Origin of the sequence: Rhodoplanes sp. (genome assembly GCF_013377085.1) — a bacterium.
Lineage (GTDB): Bacteria > Pseudomonadota > Alphaproteobacteria > Rhizobiales > Xanthobacteraceae > Rhodoplanes.
Map to the genome: position 1 here is coordinate 1 of NZ_JACAAX010000054.1, position 18,108 is coordinate 18,108.

An 18,108-nucleotide genomic window follows, 5' to 3' on the forward strand; every position below is an offset into this window, starting at 1 on the left:
TGCTTCGCAACAGTCTCGGAATCCTCCGAGTCAATCACCCGGAAACCGTATGAGATGGTTCGATTCCCCGCTCGGCGGGGTCCGCATGGCGGCGCTTCGTGCTCAACGATAGAGGCTATTAATTTGCCGCCCTCACCTCAGCGCTCGAACCGCTGCAGGAAGCCCGCGTTGCGGATCCTCCCCAGAGGTCATACCTTACCCGTGACGAGAGGAACTCGGGTCGATGGCGAACGGAGAGTCGCGCCAGTGGCGCAAGAAACTCAGGCCTGACGAGCGCAAGAGAATCCTAGCGCTGGAAAGCCAGATCAGGGATCTGGAAGCTCAGCTCCTGGTCCTGCGGGCGCAGCGACATCGGATCCAGAACACAGCGACGGTACGCGCCGGTTCCCGCGCCGTAACTCGCAAATCGTCAACAACCATGGTCTGACCAGCGAGCCTTCGGCAAAGAGCCTTACAAAAAAGAGCTTAAACTTGGCCGCCCAAATGAACTGGCGGGACAAGCGATCAGCGGAGAGATACGCCCAAGTCGTGCCGCGCGCCGAGTGGCACCGGGTCGACGTCTTCCGAAGGAGCCGAAGAACAAAAGATGATCAGAATCCCCGGATTTTCCCCACCTCACGCCCATATTCGCGCGTCTTTCATCCCCCACTGTCCACGAACGCGCCTGATATACTATTGAAATCGTACGAAAAACTGGCTCAAAAAGTTGCGGCCGGCTCTTGGGGGAGAGCCGGCCGCGCGCAAACCCGGTCTGGGACGGGGAGGGGTGGGGACGTGACCGGGACTGCGAAACTCCTGTCGTTTAGTCGGGCGTTGCCGGAAAAAGGTTCACCGGCAAAAACTCGTTCAAATCCAGCTACCTGGACGTTGCGGTCGAGACCGCCGGACGGGTGTCTCCGAGCGCCACCCAGGTGTTCGGATCGGACTGCGACTGCCGCTTGACGAAGCGGTAGCCGGTCTCGGTCCAGCCGAGGATCTCGTCGACCTGGTTGTCGAGCACGAACTCGCCCTTGTCGGTCTTGACGGTCAGCACGGCGTGGCCCTCGTCCTTGCGGTCGCGCACCACGGTGATGAGCAGCGCCTCGCGGGGCCAGCCGGCGGCGATCAGCATCCGCCGCTTGAGCAGCACATAGTCCTCGCAGTCGCCGTAGCCGTCGTCCGGATAGGACCACTTCTCGACGACGCCCCAGTGGTCGAGATCCGTCAGGGGCTTGACGGTGTCGTTGACCCAGCGATTGACCCGCACGAGGTCACGCCAGGCGCGCGGCGACAGCACGACGTCGCGCGGGGTGGTCGGGGTCGCCGCGCAATCGCGCGGCCGGTCGGAGCAGAACGACACCCAACCGATCGGCGGGCGGGCGACGTCTTGAACCGAGGCGTAGAGCGGACGATCGAGCGCATCAGCCTGCCCGATCAGCGCGCCGAAGGCCGCTGCGGCCCACACGGCCGCCAGTCCGCGCCTGGGACGAACATTCATTGTTGACCCCTCCCGTCCTCACAGGGTCAACTGTCCCATACAACCTTTGAACCGCCGCTAAGTCGATCCGATAAACTTGAAGCAATACTGGCGTTATACATAACTGTATTTGGCTAAAACGCTCGTATAATTCGTCTAAAATCCGATATACTACAAATCGATTCAAATTTTAACGAATACAAGAATTTCCGTTTGAATTGAATGGCTTGGCGCCCTGCCCCAGCGTCGGCCCGAGGCCGCCCGTCGCGACCACCGGCCTTGCGACCCGCCGATTGTCGGTTCCCCGCAACCATCGCGGGCCGCATTCCAGCCGGTCGGGGCCCGGCCGATTGCCACAGTTTGTTTACCAGGGGTGGAAGTCGATACTCCGGAACCGAACGAGACGAGGAGGTTCGCCCTGAAGGCGCCGCCTCCGGACGTGAGCCCGACACGGCGTGCCGGTCAGGCGCCCCCTCGGGGCTCCTCGAGCCGGTTGAAGGCGGCCTCCACGGCCGACAACAGCGGCGCATAGGCCCGGACGTTGCGCTCGGTGAACCGGCCGATCTCGGTCGAGCAGACGATGAAGACGTTCTTGAGCACGCCGCCCTCGAAGAACGGCACCGCGAAATAGGATCTGATGCCCTTCGGGATGAACAGAACCCAGTCGATCGGCTTGATGCTGCGGGAGGTGTCCTCGACGATCAGGTGGTCGAGCCCGAAACGCACGATGTTCTCGGCGATCGATCCCTCGTACGGAAAGGTCTCGGCCGCCGGCATGGCAAGCGACGGCGCCACGCCGGTGACGACCACCCGGTTCTCGGTGATGAAGATGCGCGACCGCATCACCGCGTCGGCCGGAAGGGTCGCCGGCTGATGGTCAAGGAACGCGCGCAGCAGCGCCGGGATGCTGTCCGCCGCGGCGAACGCTTCGACGGCCGCCGGCGAGGCCTCGTCCTCGGCGAAAATGCCCTCCCCCGACCGGTCGTCGCCGCCGGCCGTCTCCGGCATCAGGGACACCCACAGCATGTTCTGGCTGCGATGTGACAGCGGCCGCACCCGCGCCGCGCAGAGGTGCGGCTCGCCGCGCCCGTCCTGCACGGTCAGCGCCCCGCTCCACTGGCCGTGGAACACCAGGGCCTCGAAGACCTCTGCCGCGGTGACGCCGGCGGACGACAGCAACAGGTCGTCGAAGGCGAGCGCCGCCGGACCCTCCAGTCGCTCGCCGAAGAGCGCGCGGGCCGCCGGATTGGCCAGCACGGTGTGGCGGGTTCGGACGCTGACCAGCAGCACCGGGTTGTCGAACAGCGCAATCTTCTCGTCGAGATCGGCATCCGCGGTCGCGCCGAGAACGAGGTCGACGAGCCCCGAGCACTCCGCCAGCAGCCCGACGCACCGCATGGCGGTGCTGGGATCGGGCATCGCCGCCACCGCGATCCAGCGGATGAGCCCGTCGCCGTCGCGGACCCGGACGATCGTCGCGGCCGGATGCACGCCACGGATCCGATCGACGCAATCGAAGAACCGGTCCTGATCTTCCGCCAGAACCGCCGCACGGGCATGGGCCGGGTTCTTCAGGATCAGTGCCGTCTGCTCGTCCAGCGCACCCCTGCTCCCGCCGCCCAGGAAGGTCAGCTCGTTCTTGCGGACGTCGAGCTGCCAGAAGATCGCCGGTACGCCGCCGAGGGCCGTGGCCCACGTGGTCAGCAGGGCCGAGAGCGCCGGAGCGCCGGTGAGAGATCCGATGTCCACGTCCGAACGGTCCTTCCGAGTTCAGCCGGCAAGATGCCGGCTGCCAGGATAACCGGTCCGGCGATTCCCCGCGCGGCCCCGGCCGTCAGGCCGGCTCCATGCGGAGCGCGGCCGGCGCGGCGTCGGCGACCGGCGCATGCCAATGGGCGTGCAGCGCTTCGGCGTCGAGGTCCTGTCCGATGAAGATCAGGAACGGCGGCCCGTCGTAGACCGACGGGAGAGGCGCGAGCTCGCGCCGGTTCCCGACGCACTGCAACGCTTCCGGGAACGGCGAGTCCGCCAGGTCGACGATTCCCTTGATGCGGAACGCCCGCCCCGGCGAGCTTTCGAGTCGCTCGAACAGAACATCGCGCGACAAGCCGTCCGGCTGGGCCAGGCGAATGGCGACGAAGCCGTCGCCGCGGTGATCGTGCCGGCTGCGAGGCTGGTGGTCGTGGGGGTGGCGATGATCGTGCGCATGATCCCCATGACTGTCGCCATGGTCGTGGTCCGCAGCCCCGCAGCCCTGCGCGGGCGCATCGGGAGTCGCGCAGGCGTCCGCCTCGACCTCGCCGAGCAGCAGCGCCGGATGCACCCGGGCGAAGCTCGTTTCCAGGACCGGCGCCCGCGGATTGAGGCCCCGCATGCGTTCGCGGATCCGTGCGAGGGTCGCCGCGTCGACCAGGTCGCACTTGTTGAGGACCAGGACGTCCCCACCCCTGATCTGGTCGCGGGCGACCGCGGAGGCGTCGAGCGCATCGAGGACGTTGTCGGCATCGACGACCGTCACCAGCACGTCGAGCCTCACGATCCCGGACAACGTGGCGAGCTCGTCGATCAGGTTGAACGGGTTCGCCAGCCCCGTGGTCTCGAGCACGATGCGCTCGGGATGGTAGCGATCGATCAGCCGCTGGGCGCCCTTGGCGAGGCTGCCGGCCAGCGTGCAGCACACGCAGCCCGCGTCCAGGCTCTCGACCGAGTCGCTCTCCTCGACCAGATGGGCGTCGACGCTCGCGGCGCCGAGCTCGTTCTGGATCACGGCGACGAAGGAATCGTGATTGCGGTGGTGCTCGATGATCTGATTGACCAGCGTGGTCTTGCCGGAGCCGAGGAAGCCGCACAGCACAATCAGGCTCGGCCGGCGATCCGCCGCCTCCGGATGAGCCCCCTCCCCCAGCAAGGCATCGAGATCGTCGGTCCGCCACCACAGCGCCGACGCCACCGCGTCGGGGCGCGGCGCGCCGGCGTTCCCCTGCCACAGCAGGGTGCGCTCGGTCCCGCCCAGGCAAAATCGTTCCGGCGGAAGCGACTCGCCGTTCCCCCAGGCGAGCGACTGCAAGACGAGATCGTTGTCGTCGCATGGCCGGTGGCTCCATTCCCCGTCGGCCCCGTGGACGACCTCGCCGGCCGGCCGGGCGTCGCACCTCCACAGCCGCGGCGGCTCGCCGACGCACAGCGTGGCGGCGGCGGCCAGCACCTCGAAGAACTGCTCCGCCAATGCGCGCGCCGGAACGTCCTGCTCGAGGCCGCCGGGCGGCACCACCCAGCCGTCGTCCGCCGCCGGGATGCCGGGCAGCGAAACGATGCGATGATGGTCGCAGGTCTCCAGCGACAGCATGAGAACGTCCTTGCGGACGCCGAGCCCGACCGTCAGGGCGCCGATCGCGAACGGCCCGACCAGCTCCGGATGCGCCGGGAAATCGCGGACCTGCTGCCGATAGTCGTCGCCGGCCACGAGCAGCGCCGTCGCCGGGGCGAGACTCTCGAACACCGGCTCGGCCATGGTCGGAAAGTAGTGAAGACCGATGCGCGCGAACGGCACGTCGCCGGCAAGGTCGCAGCCCTCCGGCATCAGCCCAAAGACTCCCGGCCGACGAGTCAACCGGCAGGTCGATGCACCGCCGAGCTCGGGACAGGCGGCAAAGCCCCGCCAGCCGACCAGCCGCTTGAACCGCGTGTCCAGGCAGGCCCGCGCGAGCGCATTCTGGGCGAGCAGGAGGAGATCGGCGGCCTGCGGCGTCGCCCTGCCGGGCGGCAGGAGAGAACCGGTCTGCATGAAGGCTCCTTCTCGGGGCCGCCGCATGCGGCGGCCCCGCTGGTCCGATCGCGAACTCAGAAGACGATCGTGTCACCGTTGCCGAGATAGTCGGCCGTCTTGGAGCGGAACCGCGCCGTGCCCTTGACGACCGGGTAGCCCCGCTCGACGAACTTGTGCGCCGTGATGACGCCGGTGCAGTGATTGCAGCCGATCTTGTCGAACTCGTACTGCTTCAGCGCGATGACGAGATCGTCGTACTTCGGATCCCAGTCCTCGAACGGCGAGATGTGAAGCCCACCGTAGATGCCGTAGAACTTGTCGTTGTCGTATTTCAGGTTGTTCCGCATGTAGGCGGTGCACTGCAGGATGCCCTGGTGATTGCATCCCGAGATCGACAACAGGCCCTTGTCCTTGATGTTGAAGGCGAGCGACGTCTCGCCGAACACCCGGTTGATGATCGGCACGTCGTACTTGACCACGACCATGCCCGGAATGACCCGCTCGACCGGCTTGTCCTGGATGAAGAGCTTGCCCTTGTGGCCGGTGGCGGCCATGTACTGCAGGCCCTCCTTGTAGAAGCCGTTGTGCGTGTAGATCGGGATGCGGTTGTCGTACTTGATCGGCACCGGCAGGCCCCAGAAGTGGTCCCAGTGCTCGTGCGACAGGAACAGCGCCTCGATCTCGTGCGCCGCCAGCATCTGGTCGATCTTCTCGCGCTTGAACGCCTTGTCCATCCAGTCGAACGACCAACCGGTGTCGAGCAGGTACTTGTGCATCGTTCCGTCGAGCGACTCGACCTCGATCAGGCACGAGAAGCCGCCGGGGTTCTCCGGATGGACGCCGAGCTTGGACTGCAGCGCCCAGGCCTCTTCCAGATCGCCCGGGATCATCTTGCGGATCGACTCGAGGCCGGTCTCGAACGATCCGTTGGCGATTCCCTTGCCGTTGCCGAACGGCGGCCAGCCGATCGTGTACTGGTTCACCAGCAGGCCGCCGGCCGCCTGGATGTCGCCCATCAGGGTGGCGTTGTCGAACCAGCTCGTCTCCGAGATGTTGGTGATCTTGACGCTGCGTACCGCGCCGAACTCCTCGCGGTTGCCGCGCGGAACCGAGGCGAAACGCTTGTAGGCGGCGGGCGAGTACGAGTAGAGGCCCATCGCCCCGATCGCACCGGCGCCGACGCCGGTCGCCGCTCCCATCACGAAGTCGCGACGCGACGTGGTTTTCTGTTCGCTCATGATGACCTCCTCACGTCGAGCCTTCGATGATGGTGATGATCTGGCCGAGCCACGGCAGAATGCTCACGACCAGGAAGTAGACGGCGATGCCGCCGACGACACCGACCGCAAGGCCGTATCCGAGCGCGGGCGACCATTTCACGTCGCGGGCGACGATCACCTGGTGGGCCGCCTCGATCTCGGTCGCCGACTTCGGCACCGCCTTCCAGCCCGGCCAGCCGTCCATGAACCACATGTTGATCAGCATGATGTTGATCAGCCAGATGGTCGGGATCATCGGGAACTGCTGCGGATGCGCGTATCCCTGCTGCACACCGAGGAAGAGGTGCGCCGTCTTGTAGTAGGTGACGTAGAGCACGACCGCCGCCACGATGGTGATCAGCGTGCGCAGGGCGACGTTGGCGGGCCGGCTGAACTTGGTCGGCCAGTTGCCGCAGTAGAAGTTCAGGAACAGCATCGGCACCAGCCAGAAGATCGCCATCTCGCCGACATGCAGCCAGCGCCAGTCTGGCGCCATCAGTCGCTTCGTGCCGCGGATGGTCTCGCCCCAGGCGAGGTCCTGGCCGTAGTAGAGGAAGAAGCACAGCGCGAAGGCGATGGCGACGATGCCGAAGAACGACGTGACCCGCCGCAGCCAGTTGGTCTGGATCAGGTTGAACGGGTAACGTTCCCAGATCGTCTCGTAGAGCCATACCGTGACGGTGCAGCACATGATCCAGGCGATGTGGAAATTGCCCGACACCGTGTTGGCGAAGCTCTCCCAGTAGCCCGGCGTGATCGCCGTGTACTGCTGCCAGGGATAGAACAGAATCGCCATGTGGGAGTGCATCGTGAGGAAGTAGACGATCGTGCTGAACAGGAACGTCACCAGCATGATCGTGATGCCACGGGTCGGCTGCGGCAGCTTCGCCCATGGCTCGTTCTCGCAGGCGACCACCCAGGCCGGCGACAGCCAGGAGGCGATCACGGCGAACATCATGATGGCTTCGGTCGCGTATTCGAGCGCGTAGAAGCGGGTGATGCCCATGCCCTCGAGGCGATCGGGGCTCATATAGGAGATGCCGTAGTCGCCGAGGATCCTCATGAAGAAGCCCTCGATGACCAGCAGCATCACGGCGACGCTGAAGGCCGTGAGCACGACGCCCTTCACGAGCGGATTCGTGCGTTCGAGCCAACCGCGCCTGAACGGCCAATAGTCGAAGATGTAGGCCACCCAGATCAGGATGATCAGCAGCCAGCGGCAGTACATGTAGCCGACATAGGGCGTGTAGAGCCGCATGATCCCGCGCGGATCCTGGAAGACCCACCAGGTGGCGTAGAACAACGCCGCCAGCACCAGCGTGTTGGCGAGCACGGGCCAGGGCCCGCTCCATCGTTTGACGAGCTTGCGTGACTCCAGATAACTAGGCGAGTGGTCCGTTTCCATCTGGTACCCCCATTTGGAGATGGCACAAGGGTACCGGGGCGACCGCCAAGTCAGGCCCCGGTACCCGTTCATCTGCCGGCATGCCCGCAAGGACGCGGACCGTGTCGACCGACCGCCGCGCCGACGGCGCGACCGAACGTTTGGAGCATCCGCTCCAGTGGGCGCCCGGGCCGTTCGGCGCCGAATGCACCCCGATGACGGCCCGCAGCAGATTTCGGGATCGACCGGCGCGGGTCATGGGCCCGCTCCCGACGCCGGCCCGACAGAGGTCGGCGTCACATGCACCAGATTGGCGAACGCCCGGATGCAGCGCTGCGCGAGCTTCCCGACCCGGCGGCTGTCGCCGCGCCGCAGCGCCTGCAGCACGTCGACATGCTGGGTGAAGAAGGCTTCCACGGCGCGCTGTTGCGGCACCCGGCTCGAATTCGTCACCAGCCCTTCGTCGGCCTCGATGGCCGTCAGGACGCGGTGCAGGTAGGGATTGCCCGCCAAGCGCCCGAGCTCGGCATAGAAGCCGGTGAATTGCCGGCCGGCCTCCCCGGCGTCACGGTGCAGAAGCGCACGACTCAGCTCCGACGTGATCTCTTCCAGGCGCTCGACATACTCGTCCCGGAAGGCTGTCGCGACGAGTCGGGCGACTTCTGGTCCAACCAAATCGAGCGCCGCCAGAGCGTCCACCGCGCGCGGCTGGTCGCGGGGCGGCGTCGCCGGCTCGTAAGACCCGCTGCGCGGCCGGACCTCGATCATGCCGCGGTCGCGCAACCGCGCAAGCGCCTCTCGGATCGTATTTCTGCTGCAGTTGTGAATTGCGGCGAGCCGCCGCTCGCTGGGCAGCCGTCCGGTGTCGGTCGCACCGAGAGACCGGAGTTGCTCGACCAACTGACGCGCGACGATATCGACGCGGTTGCTGGTAACTTCTGGTCCAACCAAACTGCCCATAATGGCTACTATAGTACAGCTATCCACCTGACATACAAGCTGTCTGCCCTATTTGGAGGCAGAATATTTAGCCTGGTTGGGCCAGTTCTCGCCGAAGCGCGAAAGGACCGGGGCGGAGCCACGACAACGGCAGAACCGCCGCGGGGCGGGCGGCGTCGATCATGGTCTGCGGATAGGGATGGCGACGGAGCCGAAGCCGGGCGCGCCAGGTCCCTGGCGGCGCCCTACGGGATGCACACAAGGCTTGCCATGCATGCGAGCGTCATGCGCGGGCTCGACCCGCGCATCCATCACGTTTCGCAAAAACGCTTTGGTCGCAGCATGATGGATCGCCGGGTCAAGCCCGGCGATGACGGTGAAGGTCGAGGACAACGAAGACTGGTATTACGGCTTCAGGCTGTCCTCGATGAAGTCGGGATGCTGCAGCCGAGTGAACTCGACCGCGAACCCTTCCTCGAGGTGACGCACCACCCTGCCCTGCACCTTGCCGATCATCAGCAGCGCACCGATCGGCGGCCGCTGGTCGGTGGCAATGGCGGCGCCGGACAGTGAGGCGTCGATGACCCGGACCTTCAGATTGAGGCCGTTCGGCATCACGACCTGGGTCACCGGGTTGTGCGGCACGAAGCGGCCGTGGCGGCGGTCCTCGGGCAGGTTCAGGATGTCGCGGTTGGCCAGCCAAGTGAGCTGGGCGGCGAGCTTGTCGCGCTTGCGCGGCGTCGCCGAGAACGTCATGGCGAAGCCGGTCGGAAACACCCGGGTGACGGCGCCTTCGAGCCGGCCGACATGGTCCACATAGGCGACCACGCGCTCGCCCACCTCACCACTGACGGGAGCGATCATGGCGAGCCCGCCGGGCGACATGTCGACCACCTGGCACGGATACTCGCGCCGGTCGGCCAGCATGTAGCGCCCGAGCAGATTCACCGTGACGCGCTGAAACCGACGCCGTTCCTGGGCGAGCGCCAGAAGGCTCGGTTTGCGCTCCGCCAATGCCATGAAAACTCTCCAGAACCCGATCGATCGACCTTAGGCCGCCAGCGTTAACGAGGCATTGAGGAGGTTGGCGGCCGAGGGCTAATACGCAGTCCGGCCGGGTGGAGTCGAAACACCCTCTCGATTTGGTCGACGCGACCGCGGGTTTTCGATCGAATCGATTTTCAACCGGCGGGAAAACCGACCCGGGCGTGTCCTCTCGACCGGCGGCCGGGCCGGTGACGACCGGACGTCCCCCATAAAGCCCCTCGAACGCCGGCTGGTCCGCAAGCCGCCTCGCGGATGTGCCGGATCCGGGACGACGCGGCCGAGAGTTGCAACGGCTGCGACGCGCCCCACCCGGACCTTCAGGGAGAGACATCGGACGCTCGGCGTCACGCCACCCGCTTGATCCCCGGCGGCTGCCAGGTCCCCTCGCCGGCCGGCAGGATCGACGGCGGTGTGGTCCTCGGCAGGTAGATGCGCATGACGATGTACATCGGCCCGTCCGGCGCCGGCAGCCAGTTGGACTCCTTGTCGGCGCCCGGCGACTTGTTCTGGATGTAGAGCGTCAGCGAGCCGTCCTGGCTCTTCTTCAGGCCGGCCAGCATCGGCGAGTTGACCAGGTAGCGGTCGATCGGGTTCCTGATCAGCAGTTGCGTCTTGGCGTCGTACATGGTGACGGACCAGAACGCGTCGGCCGGCGGCAGCCGGCCGGCCGGGAAGGTCAGCGTGTAGGCGTTCTTCGCCCCGTCGAGCGCCTGCCCGTCGGCGTCGACGCGCGCGCCCGGATACATCGCCTCGATCGCGTCGTTGCCGTAGATGCCGGCCTGCGCCGCGGCGGCGCGGAGCAGCCAGTCGCCGTGGAAGTGGACGGCATCGCCGAACGGCGCGGCGACGCGCCAGCCGTTGATGTCCTTGCCGAGCGTCTTGGCGGCCTCCTCGACCTTGCGCTGTCCCTCGGCCATGCCGAGCAGGACCTCGGCCTTGTCCTCCAGCGACAGGTCCCTGAAGCTGAAGGACTTGCCGGGACCGATCCCGATGCGCGCCAGTTGCTCGCGGATCCACACCTCGTCCGGCGACAGCGGCGCGAACTGCAGTGCAAAATCCAGGAACTCGAAGAAATTCCGCTTCGCTAGCTCCTTGTCGATCTTCGGAAAGTCGATGGCCGGCGCGGCCGGCGGGGCCGGCTGTTTCAGGTAGGCGGACAGCGGCTGCGCCCGGTATCCGGCCTGCACCGCCTTGACCTTGTCGATGTCGGCGGCATTGAAGAGCTGGGTGCGGAACAGCGCCAGCGCGAATTGCGTCGTCGAGCGGAAGACGCCGCGGATGCCCGGCGGCCGCGTCCCGGTCCAGTGCGGGCCGACCACCATGTAGTCACCGGAGTCGCTGCCCGTCGCGCGAGTTCCGATGTAGCCGAAATTATACGTGTTCCCATCGCAGAGCTGGACCGAATAGTAGCGCTTCGGATCGACCGCGGGGACGGACAGGACCATCGGCTCGGCGCGCAGGTCCATCCAGACGTCGGAATACGGCGTGTCGCTGTTGGGCGTGACGACCGTCGTGTCCTGCCAGGTGAAGACGCGCGCCTCGTTGTGGATCTGGTTGAACGGCGCCTTGAACTGCGGCGATGTCCTGTCGACCGCGAACTCGTACATGACGCCGTAGTTCATCACGATCGGCAGGCCGTAGATGAACCCGGCCTCGGCGATGTCCTTGGCCTTGAAGAAGCCCGGGCGGCCCGAAAACAACTCGGCCAGCGCGGGTCCCGACCCCAGAGCGGGCCCGGCAACCGCGCCGAGCGCGGCGGTGCGCAAAAGATCGCGTTTGGTCAGCATGATGTCGCCTCCGTGCCGGGCCTTTGTGGAACCCGGGAGAGGCCTCGGTCAATCCGAGACGGGCCACGGAGCGCAACGCGATAGTCAAAACTCCGACATCGCGCGCCGGGCGGCCGCACCTGCATAAACCTGCTCGGCCGGGGCCTGCGCTAATGTGCGCCCGGGGGCGCCGCGACGGCGCGCGGCTTTCGCAGCGTCAGGGTGGCGAGCGCCAGCGCGGCGAACAGGCCGGTGAGCACCAGGAACACGTCGGAAAAGGCCATCACGGTCGCCTCGCGGCGCACCAGCAGCGCCATCCGCTTGATCGCGGCGAGCTGGTCGGCGCCGGCGCCGAGCTCCGAATAGCGCAGCGTCAGATTGGCCAGCATCTCCTCGGCCGCACCCCGACCCCAGGCGACGCTCTCGTGCAGCCTGGCGAGGTGGAGGTCGAGCCGGTGGTTGAGCAGCGTGTTGATGACGGCGAGGCCGACGGCACCGCCGAGATTGCGCACCAGGTTGAACAGGCCCGAGGCGTTCTTGAGCTCGGCCGGCGGCAGCGTGCCGAGCGCCAGATTGGTCACCGGCACCATGCACAGCATCAACGAGGCGCCGCGCAGGATTTGGGGCACGAACAGCTCCCAAAAATCCCAGTCCTTGGTGATGCCCGTGACCATGAAGGTGCCGAGCCCGAAGCCGGCGAAGCCGATCAGCATCATGATGCGGGGATCGAGCCGGCGCGACAGCACGCCGCTGATCGGCGCGGTGAGGAACATGGCGACGCCGGTGACGAACATGGTCTCGCCGATCATCATCGAGTCGTAGCCGCGCACCCGCGACAGATAGACCGGGTACAGATAGGTCAGCCCGTAGAGGCCGACGCCGACCACGAAGGAGAACAGCGAGCCGAGCGCGAAATTGCGGTCCCGATAGGCGCGCAGATCGACGATCGGCTCGCGCGCCACGAACGCCCGCCAGAAGAACAGCACCGATCCGACCGCCGAGACCACGGCGCAGGCGAAGACGGCCGGCTCCTCGAGCCAGTCGTGGTTCGGCCCCTCCTCCAGCACGTATTCGAGCCCGCCCAAAAACCCGGCCATGCCGATCAGGCCGAGCCAGTCGAAATGCCGGAGCAGCTTGTGCTCGGGCCGGTCGAAGTCGATCAGCATCGCGGCCGCGAGCGTCACGGCGATGCCGGGGCCGACATTGATCAGGAACAGCCAGTGCCAGGAGAGCTGCTGGGTGAGCCAGCCGCCGATGGTCGGGCCGATGGTCGGGGCGAGCGTCGCCACGAGGCCGATCACCGGGGTGACGACGGCGCGCTGGCGGCCCGGGAACAGCGTGAAGGAGGCGGCGAAGACGCTGGGGATCATGCCGCCGCCGATGAAGCCCTGCACGGCGCGCCAGACGATCATCTGCTCGATCGAGCCGGCGGTGGCGCACAGCGCGCTCGAGATCGTGAAGCCGGCCGCCGCGACCGTGAACAGCACCCGGGTGGAGAGCGCGCGGGCCAAGAATCCCGACATCGGGATCATCACCACCTCGGCGATCAGATAGGCGGTCTGGACCCACGACACCTCGTCGGCCGAGGCCGACAGGCCGGCCTGGATCTCGGCCAGCGAGGCCGAGACGATCTGGATGTCCAGGATGGCCATGAACATCCCGAACACCATCGCCATGAAGGCGGCGACCCGCTTCGGGTCGATGCGCTCGGCGTCGGCCGGCGCCGCGGGTGCAGCGGCGCTCGCCCGGGCCGGCAAGCCTGCCGCACCGGGTGCCGGGATGGAGGCGGCGGTCACGGCGTGCGGTTGTCGTCGGGCGCCGAGGCCGGATGGCGCAGCGCCACCGACGACGCCGTCGACGGTGCGACCGGCGTGCCCATCGCATCGGTCGCGGTGGCGCCCTGCGGCGCGCGGGTGTCGACATCGACGACGACGGAGAGGCCGGGCCGCAGCACGCCCTCGCGCAACACCTCGGGCGACACCGCGATGCGCACCGGCACGCGCTGGACGATTTTTGTGAAGTTGCCCGTGGCGTTCTCGGGCGGCAGCAGCGAGAAGACAGCGCCCGAGCCCGGCGCGACGCTCGCGACCGTGCCGCGGATGTCCCGGTCCGGGAAAGCGTCGACCCGGATATGGGCGATGCTGCCCGGTTTCACCCCGGCGATCTGGGTTTCCTTGAAATTGGCGTCGACATAGAGCCGGTCGATCGGCACCAGCGCGGCAAGCCGCTTGCCGGTCGTGACATAGTCGCCGACCTGCACGGCCTTGTTGGCGACGACGCCGTCGAACGGGGCGCGGATCACGGTGAAATCGAGATCACGCTGGGCGCGGTTGCGCGCCACGACGAGCTCGGCCGCCGTGCGGGCGGCCTCGGCGCGCTGCGCCGTGAGGACCCTGACGTTGATCTCGGCAGCGGAAAGCCCGCTGCGGGCATTGGCCTCCATGGCGCGGGCGCGGTCGCGCGCCGCCAGCGCGGTGTCGAGGGTCGCCTTGGCACCGGCCTGGCGGGCGTACAGGTCGCGGGCACGCTCGTAGTCGGCATCGGTCCGGCCGGTATCGGCGACGGCGGCATCGAGCTGGGAGCGCGCCTGGTCGATGCCGATGCGGGCCGCCGCGGTCTGCTCGTCGATGCGGGCCAGCGTCGCCTGCTGGGTGGCGAGCTTCGCCTCGGCGCTGGCGAGCGCCAGGCGGTAATCGCCGTCGTCGAGCACCACGATCGGATCGCCAGCCGCGACCCGCTGGTTGGCCTCGACCGGCACGGCCGCGACATGGGCCGCGACCTTGGCCGACAGGGTCGCGTTCTCGGCGCCCACATAGGCGTCGTCGGTACCGACCATGAAGCGGCCCACCGTCCACCAGTGCCAGCCATACCAACCGGCGCCGCCGACGAGCAGCACGGCGGCCGCCGCCAACAGGCGGCGGCGCAGCCGGCCACGGGGGCTCGACACGGTGGAAACGGGGGGCGGCGGAGCGGTCGCCGAGGGGGACTGCTCGGGCATCCGCTCCGCCGCTGGCGCAGGCAACGCCGGACCCTCGAAGGCCGAAGGGTCCGCCCGCGCAACTTCGATCTGGCTGGTCGTCTTCATATTGCCCCGTCACTCGGCCCGGCCGGGCATTGACCGAACCGTTCAGTTCGATATTGACTAATCGATCTCGTACGAGATATCAAGAGCGAACTGAACGGTTCGGTTCGATTTTATTCGGAAGGCTTCGTCGCCTGCCCCTTCCCCGGCGCGAACCGGCCGCGCGTGCGCTAGACTGACCAGCGACGATGGCGACTCGTCGCGGACGGCGCGGCGGCTGGTCGAGGACCAACATGGACGTTGACAGCGACATAGCAGCGGCAACGGTCCCGTCCGGAACGACGGTCGATGCCGGCTGCGACCACGAGGTGCGGCGCGGCCGGGCGCCGGCCGGCACCGACCCGGCGAAGCGCCGCCAGATCATCGACGGCGCCGCCCGGGTGTTCTCGACCATGGGATTCGACGCCGCCTCGATGAACGACATCGCGCGCGAGGCCGGGGTCTCGAAGGGCACCCTCTACGTTTATTTCGACCACAAGGAAGAGCTGTTCACGGCCCTGATCGAGGACCGTCGCCAGACCCACATGCAGGAGCTGTTCGCGCTGGTCGACACCGACGATCCCGACGTGCGGGCCACCCTCACCCGCTTCGGCACCGCCTTCGCCCGCGTCCTCACCTCGGAATGGGCCTTGCGGGCCCAGCGCATCGTGCTCGGTGTCGCCGAGCGCATGCCGGAGGTCGGCCGCGGCTTCTACACCCAGGGTCCCGGGCACTGTAAGCCGCTGATAGCCGACTATCTTGAGCGGATGACGGCGCGCGGCGTCCTGTCGGTCGCCGACGCCGTGCTGGCGGCCTCACAGTTCGCCGAGCTGTGTCAGGCCAACCTGGTGCGGCCGCGGCTCTACCGCTCGGTCGACACGCCGCCGACCGACGCCGAGATCGCCCATGTGGTCGGGCACGCCGTCGAGATGTTTTTGGCGTATTACGGGCGCCCGGCCGCATCGACGCCCTGATCAGCGGCTCCGGCCGCCCTCCAGCACCACCAGCCTGGCCCGCCGGCGCTCCGGATCGAGTGCCGGGACCAGACTCGGCGCCGTCCGCGGCACGAGGTTGCGGAACGTGCCGATGCTCATCGCGGTCACGCGCTCGATGCCGAGCCAGTACGGCGTCTGCAGCGGTGCCAGCACGCCGAGCAGGCGGGCATGCAGCGAGGCCCGATGGGCGAGCGGCAGCAGCACCATTTCGATCGGCAACGGCGGCTCGCCCGCTGTCAGCCCGGAGGCGCCGACCACGACGCCGGCCGCCTCGTCGGCGACGCCGGCGACGAGCGACCGCAGCAGCGGACGGCTCTCCTCGTCCCACAGGCCGACGAACGGCGTCCCTTTCAGCTCGCGGCAGAACAGGCCGCACAGCCGCGTCCCGGCGAGCCGGACCGGATGGCCCGCCCGTTCGTCGAAGGTGATCACGAAGCTGTCGCCCAGAATCTTGCGCAGCGCGCCCGGGTCGATCTCGTCGCGCTCCGGCGCCCGCCGCCGGCCGCGCAACGTCGTCCAGTATTGGAACAGCTCGCGGCTCGACGGGTGCTTCATGGCGCTCGCTCTGCCCGGGTTGCGACAGACGCCGGCTCGCTCTGTCCGGCTTCGGGACGAGCGGCCTCCGGTCGCCGCCGTCGACCGGGTCTGCAGCACCCCCCGTACCGTTCTAGCGCGGGCGGTCGGGCCGCGGGCGTTTACACTAGATCAAGGTTAACGGCCCCGGCGGGCAGCGGTCCGCTGGGGCCTAAATCGGCGAGCTAAATACGTATTTTCTTTTTTTATCAATATATTGCGTGACTCTTCTGGGATGCCGAGCGAACGGTGCCCCGGCCCCTGCAGCGCGGCGCGCTTGCGGCCCGGAGAGGCACGTCCTATCAGTGCGGGCCATCCAGGGACCCCATGTCGCGACGCAACGAGCCCATCCTCAATCTGCCGACCGTGATCGCCGGCCTGATCGCCGCGTTCGGCCTCGTGCACGCGTTCCGCGAACTGGTGCTCACGCAATCGCAGGACGTCGACTTTCTGCTCCTGTTCGCCTTCATCCCGGCCCGCTACGGGTCGATGCCGGGACTCGACATCGCACTGCCGGGCGGCCTCGCCGCCGATCTGTGGACCTTCGTCAGCTACGCCTTCATCCACGGCGACCTCACGCATCTCGGCGTCAACATCCTGTGGCTGCTGCCGTTCGGCAGCGCCGTCGCGCGTCGCTTCGGCAATGCCCGGTTCATCGGCTTCTTCGCCGCCACGGCGGCGGCCGGGGCCGGCCTGCACCTCGTCACCCATGCCGGCGAGCTGCTGCCGATGATCGGCGCCTCGGCGGCGATCTCAGGCTTCATGGCGGCGGCGATCCGTTTCGTCTTCCAGGTCGGCGGGCCGCTCGGCGTCTTCCGCAACACCGACGCGACCGCCTATCTGGTGCCGGCCGCTCCCCTCTCCGAAACGCTGCGCGATCCCCGTATCATCGCCTTTCTGGCGGTCTGGTTCGGGCTCAACATCCTGTTCGGGCTCGGCTCGGTCGGGATGCTCGGGGTCGACCAGCCGGTCGCGTGGCAGGCCCATATCGGCGGCTTCGTCGCCGGGCTGCTGCTGTTCCCGCTGTTCGACCCGATCCCGCTGCCGCGCCCGGCCGACTGACCGCAGACCCCGCTACCATCAGAACGCACGGCGGGACTCCGATGCCGCCCGCCTTGCTCCCCTGATAGAAAACGCGGATGATCTCGATAACGGTCACGCCTTGCGCGGAACCGAGGGCAGCCTGCGGGCTTGTCGCTCCGGTCTCCCCGCCGCAGCGACCGATCAATGGCATATGCGCCGGCTGTCAGGTCTGGCGACAAGGGAGGCGAACGTGACCGTCAAGACGATCCTGGTCCGCAAGGGCAATGCCGTCGTCACCATCGACCCCACAGCGACGGTCACGGCCGCCGCCAAGCTGCTCGGCGAGCATGGGATCGGCGCCGTGGTGGTGACCAGCGCGGACGGCCACACCATCGGAATCATCTCGGAACGCGACATCGTCAAGGCGCTGGCGGCCCGCGGTGGCGCCGGGCTCGACGCCCCGGTGTCGGAGATCATGACCCGCAAGGTGGTGACATGCACCCAGCAGGACACCATCGGCGAGCTGATGAAGCAGATGACCGAGGGCCACTTCCGCCATGTCCCGGTGATCGAGCAGGACCGTCTGGTCGGCATCGTCTCGATCGGCGACGTGGTGAAATCGAGGCTCGAGCAGATGGAGCAGGAATCCGACGCTCTGCGGGACTACATCCGGACGGCGTGAGGCGGGCACGGCCTCGCGGTTGTCATCGCCGGGCTTGACCCGGCGATCCATCGTCCTGCGAATAAAGAGATTTTACGAAACTCGATGGATGCGCGGGTCGAGCCCGCGCATGACGAATCGCATGATTGTGACGCGATGTGTGCATCCCGTAGCGCCT

Annotated in this window: 14 protein-coding genes; 3 read left to right on the forward strand and 11 right to left on the reverse strand. The window is 67.4% G+C overall.

What is annotated here, in order from left to right:
- Positions 1 to 856: 856 nt before the first annotated feature.
- From HXX10_RS26210 to HXX10_RS26255, 10 genes are all read right to left on the reverse strand, one after another.
- Positions 857 to 1,477, reverse strand: a complete 621-nt coding sequence (locus HXX10_RS26210) for a transglutaminase-like cysteine peptidase (protein ID WP_296526268.1) — start codon at positions 1,475 to 1,477, stop codon at positions 857 to 859.
- A gap of 441 nt (positions 1,478 to 1,918) precedes the next feature.
- Positions 1,919 to 3,205 (reverse strand): hypothetical protein, encoded by a 1,287-nt coding sequence (locus tag HXX10_RS26215; RefSeq protein ID WP_296526269.1) that lies wholly within the window; start codon positions 3,203 to 3,205, stop codon positions 1,919 to 1,921.
- A gap of 85 nt (positions 3,206 to 3,290) precedes the next feature.
- The gene (locus HXX10_RS26220) at positions 3,291 to 5,240 is read right to left on the reverse strand and encodes a GTP-binding protein (protein WP_296526270.1); all 1,950 of its coding nucleotides are present in this window, start codon (positions 5,238 to 5,240) and stop codon (positions 3,291 to 3,293) included.
- A gap of 56 nt (positions 5,241 to 5,296) precedes the next feature.
- Positions 5,297 to 6,460 (reverse strand): MBL fold metallo-hydrolase, encoded by a 1,164-nt coding sequence (locus tag HXX10_RS26225; RefSeq protein ID WP_296526271.1) that lies wholly within the window; start codon positions 6,458 to 6,460, stop codon positions 5,297 to 5,299.
- A 10-nt stretch (positions 6,461 to 6,470) separates the two neighbouring features.
- Complete coding sequence (locus HXX10_RS26230; protein ID WP_296526272.1) at positions 6,471 to 7,886, reverse strand: hypothetical protein; 1,416 nt, start codon at positions 7,884 to 7,886, stop codon at positions 6,471 to 6,473.
- A gap of 234 nt (positions 7,887 to 8,120) precedes the next feature.
- Positions 8,121 to 8,825 carry a FadR/GntR family transcriptional regulator gene (locus HXX10_RS26235; RefSeq protein WP_296526273.1) on the reverse strand — a complete coding sequence of 235 codons (705 nt, stop codon included), beginning with the start codon at positions 8,823 to 8,825 and terminating at the stop codon, positions 8,121 to 8,123.
- A gap of 384 nt (positions 8,826 to 9,209) precedes the next feature.
- Positions 9,210 to 9,824, reverse strand: coding sequence for a PilZ domain-containing protein (locus tag HXX10_RS26240; RefSeq protein WP_296526274.1), 615 nt, complete (start codon positions 9,822 to 9,824; stop codon positions 9,210 to 9,212).
- 371 nt (positions 9,825 to 10,195) lie between these two features.
- Complete coding sequence (locus tag HXX10_RS26245) at positions 10,196 to 11,638, reverse strand: DUF1254 domain-containing protein (RefSeq protein WP_296526275.1); 1,443 nt, start codon at positions 11,636 to 11,638, stop codon at positions 10,196 to 10,198.
- 149 nt (positions 11,639 to 11,787) lie between these two features.
- The gene (locus HXX10_RS26250) at positions 11,788 to 13,293 is read right to left on the reverse strand and encodes a DHA2 family efflux MFS transporter permease subunit (RefSeq protein ID WP_296526303.1); all 1,506 of its coding nucleotides are present in this window, start codon (positions 13,291 to 13,293) and stop codon (positions 11,788 to 11,790) included.
- 116 nt (positions 13,294 to 13,409) lie between these two features.
- Complete coding sequence (locus HXX10_RS26255) at positions 13,410 to 14,564, reverse strand: HlyD family secretion protein (RefSeq protein WP_296526276.1); 1,155 nt, start codon at positions 14,562 to 14,564, stop codon at positions 13,410 to 13,412.
- Positions 14,565 to 14,932: 368 nt separating this feature from the next.
- On the opposite strand from HXX10_RS26255, the gene HXX10_RS26260 reads away from it, so the two are divergent.
- Positions 14,933 to 15,652: a TetR/AcrR family transcriptional regulator gene (locus HXX10_RS26260; RefSeq protein WP_296526277.1), complete on the forward strand. Its 720-nt coding sequence runs from the start codon at positions 14,933 to 14,935 to the stop codon at positions 15,650 to 15,652.
- On the opposite strand, the gene HXX10_RS26265 is transcribed toward HXX10_RS26260, so the two are convergent.
- Entirely contained in the window at positions 15,653 to 16,228 is a 576-nt protein-coding gene (locus HXX10_RS26265) for a PAS domain-containing protein (protein ID WP_296526278.1), read from the reverse strand.
- Between the two features lie 345 nt (positions 16,229 to 16,573).
- Here HXX10_RS26265 and HXX10_RS26270 point away from each other — a divergent pair, with 345 nt between their 5' ends.
- Both HXX10_RS26270 and HXX10_RS26275 read left to right on the forward strand, forming a co-directional pair.
- Positions 16,574 to 17,308 (forward strand): rhomboid family intramembrane serine protease, encoded by a 735-nt coding sequence (locus tag HXX10_RS26270; RefSeq protein WP_296526279.1) that lies wholly within the window; start codon positions 16,574 to 16,576, stop codon positions 17,306 to 17,308.
- Between the two features lie 211 nt (positions 17,309 to 17,519).
- Positions 17,520 to 17,951 (forward strand): CBS domain-containing protein, encoded by a 432-nt coding sequence (locus HXX10_RS26275; RefSeq protein ID WP_296526280.1) that lies wholly within the window; start codon positions 17,520 to 17,522, stop codon positions 17,949 to 17,951.
- The last annotated feature ends 157 nt before the right edge of the window (positions 17,952 to 18,108 follow it).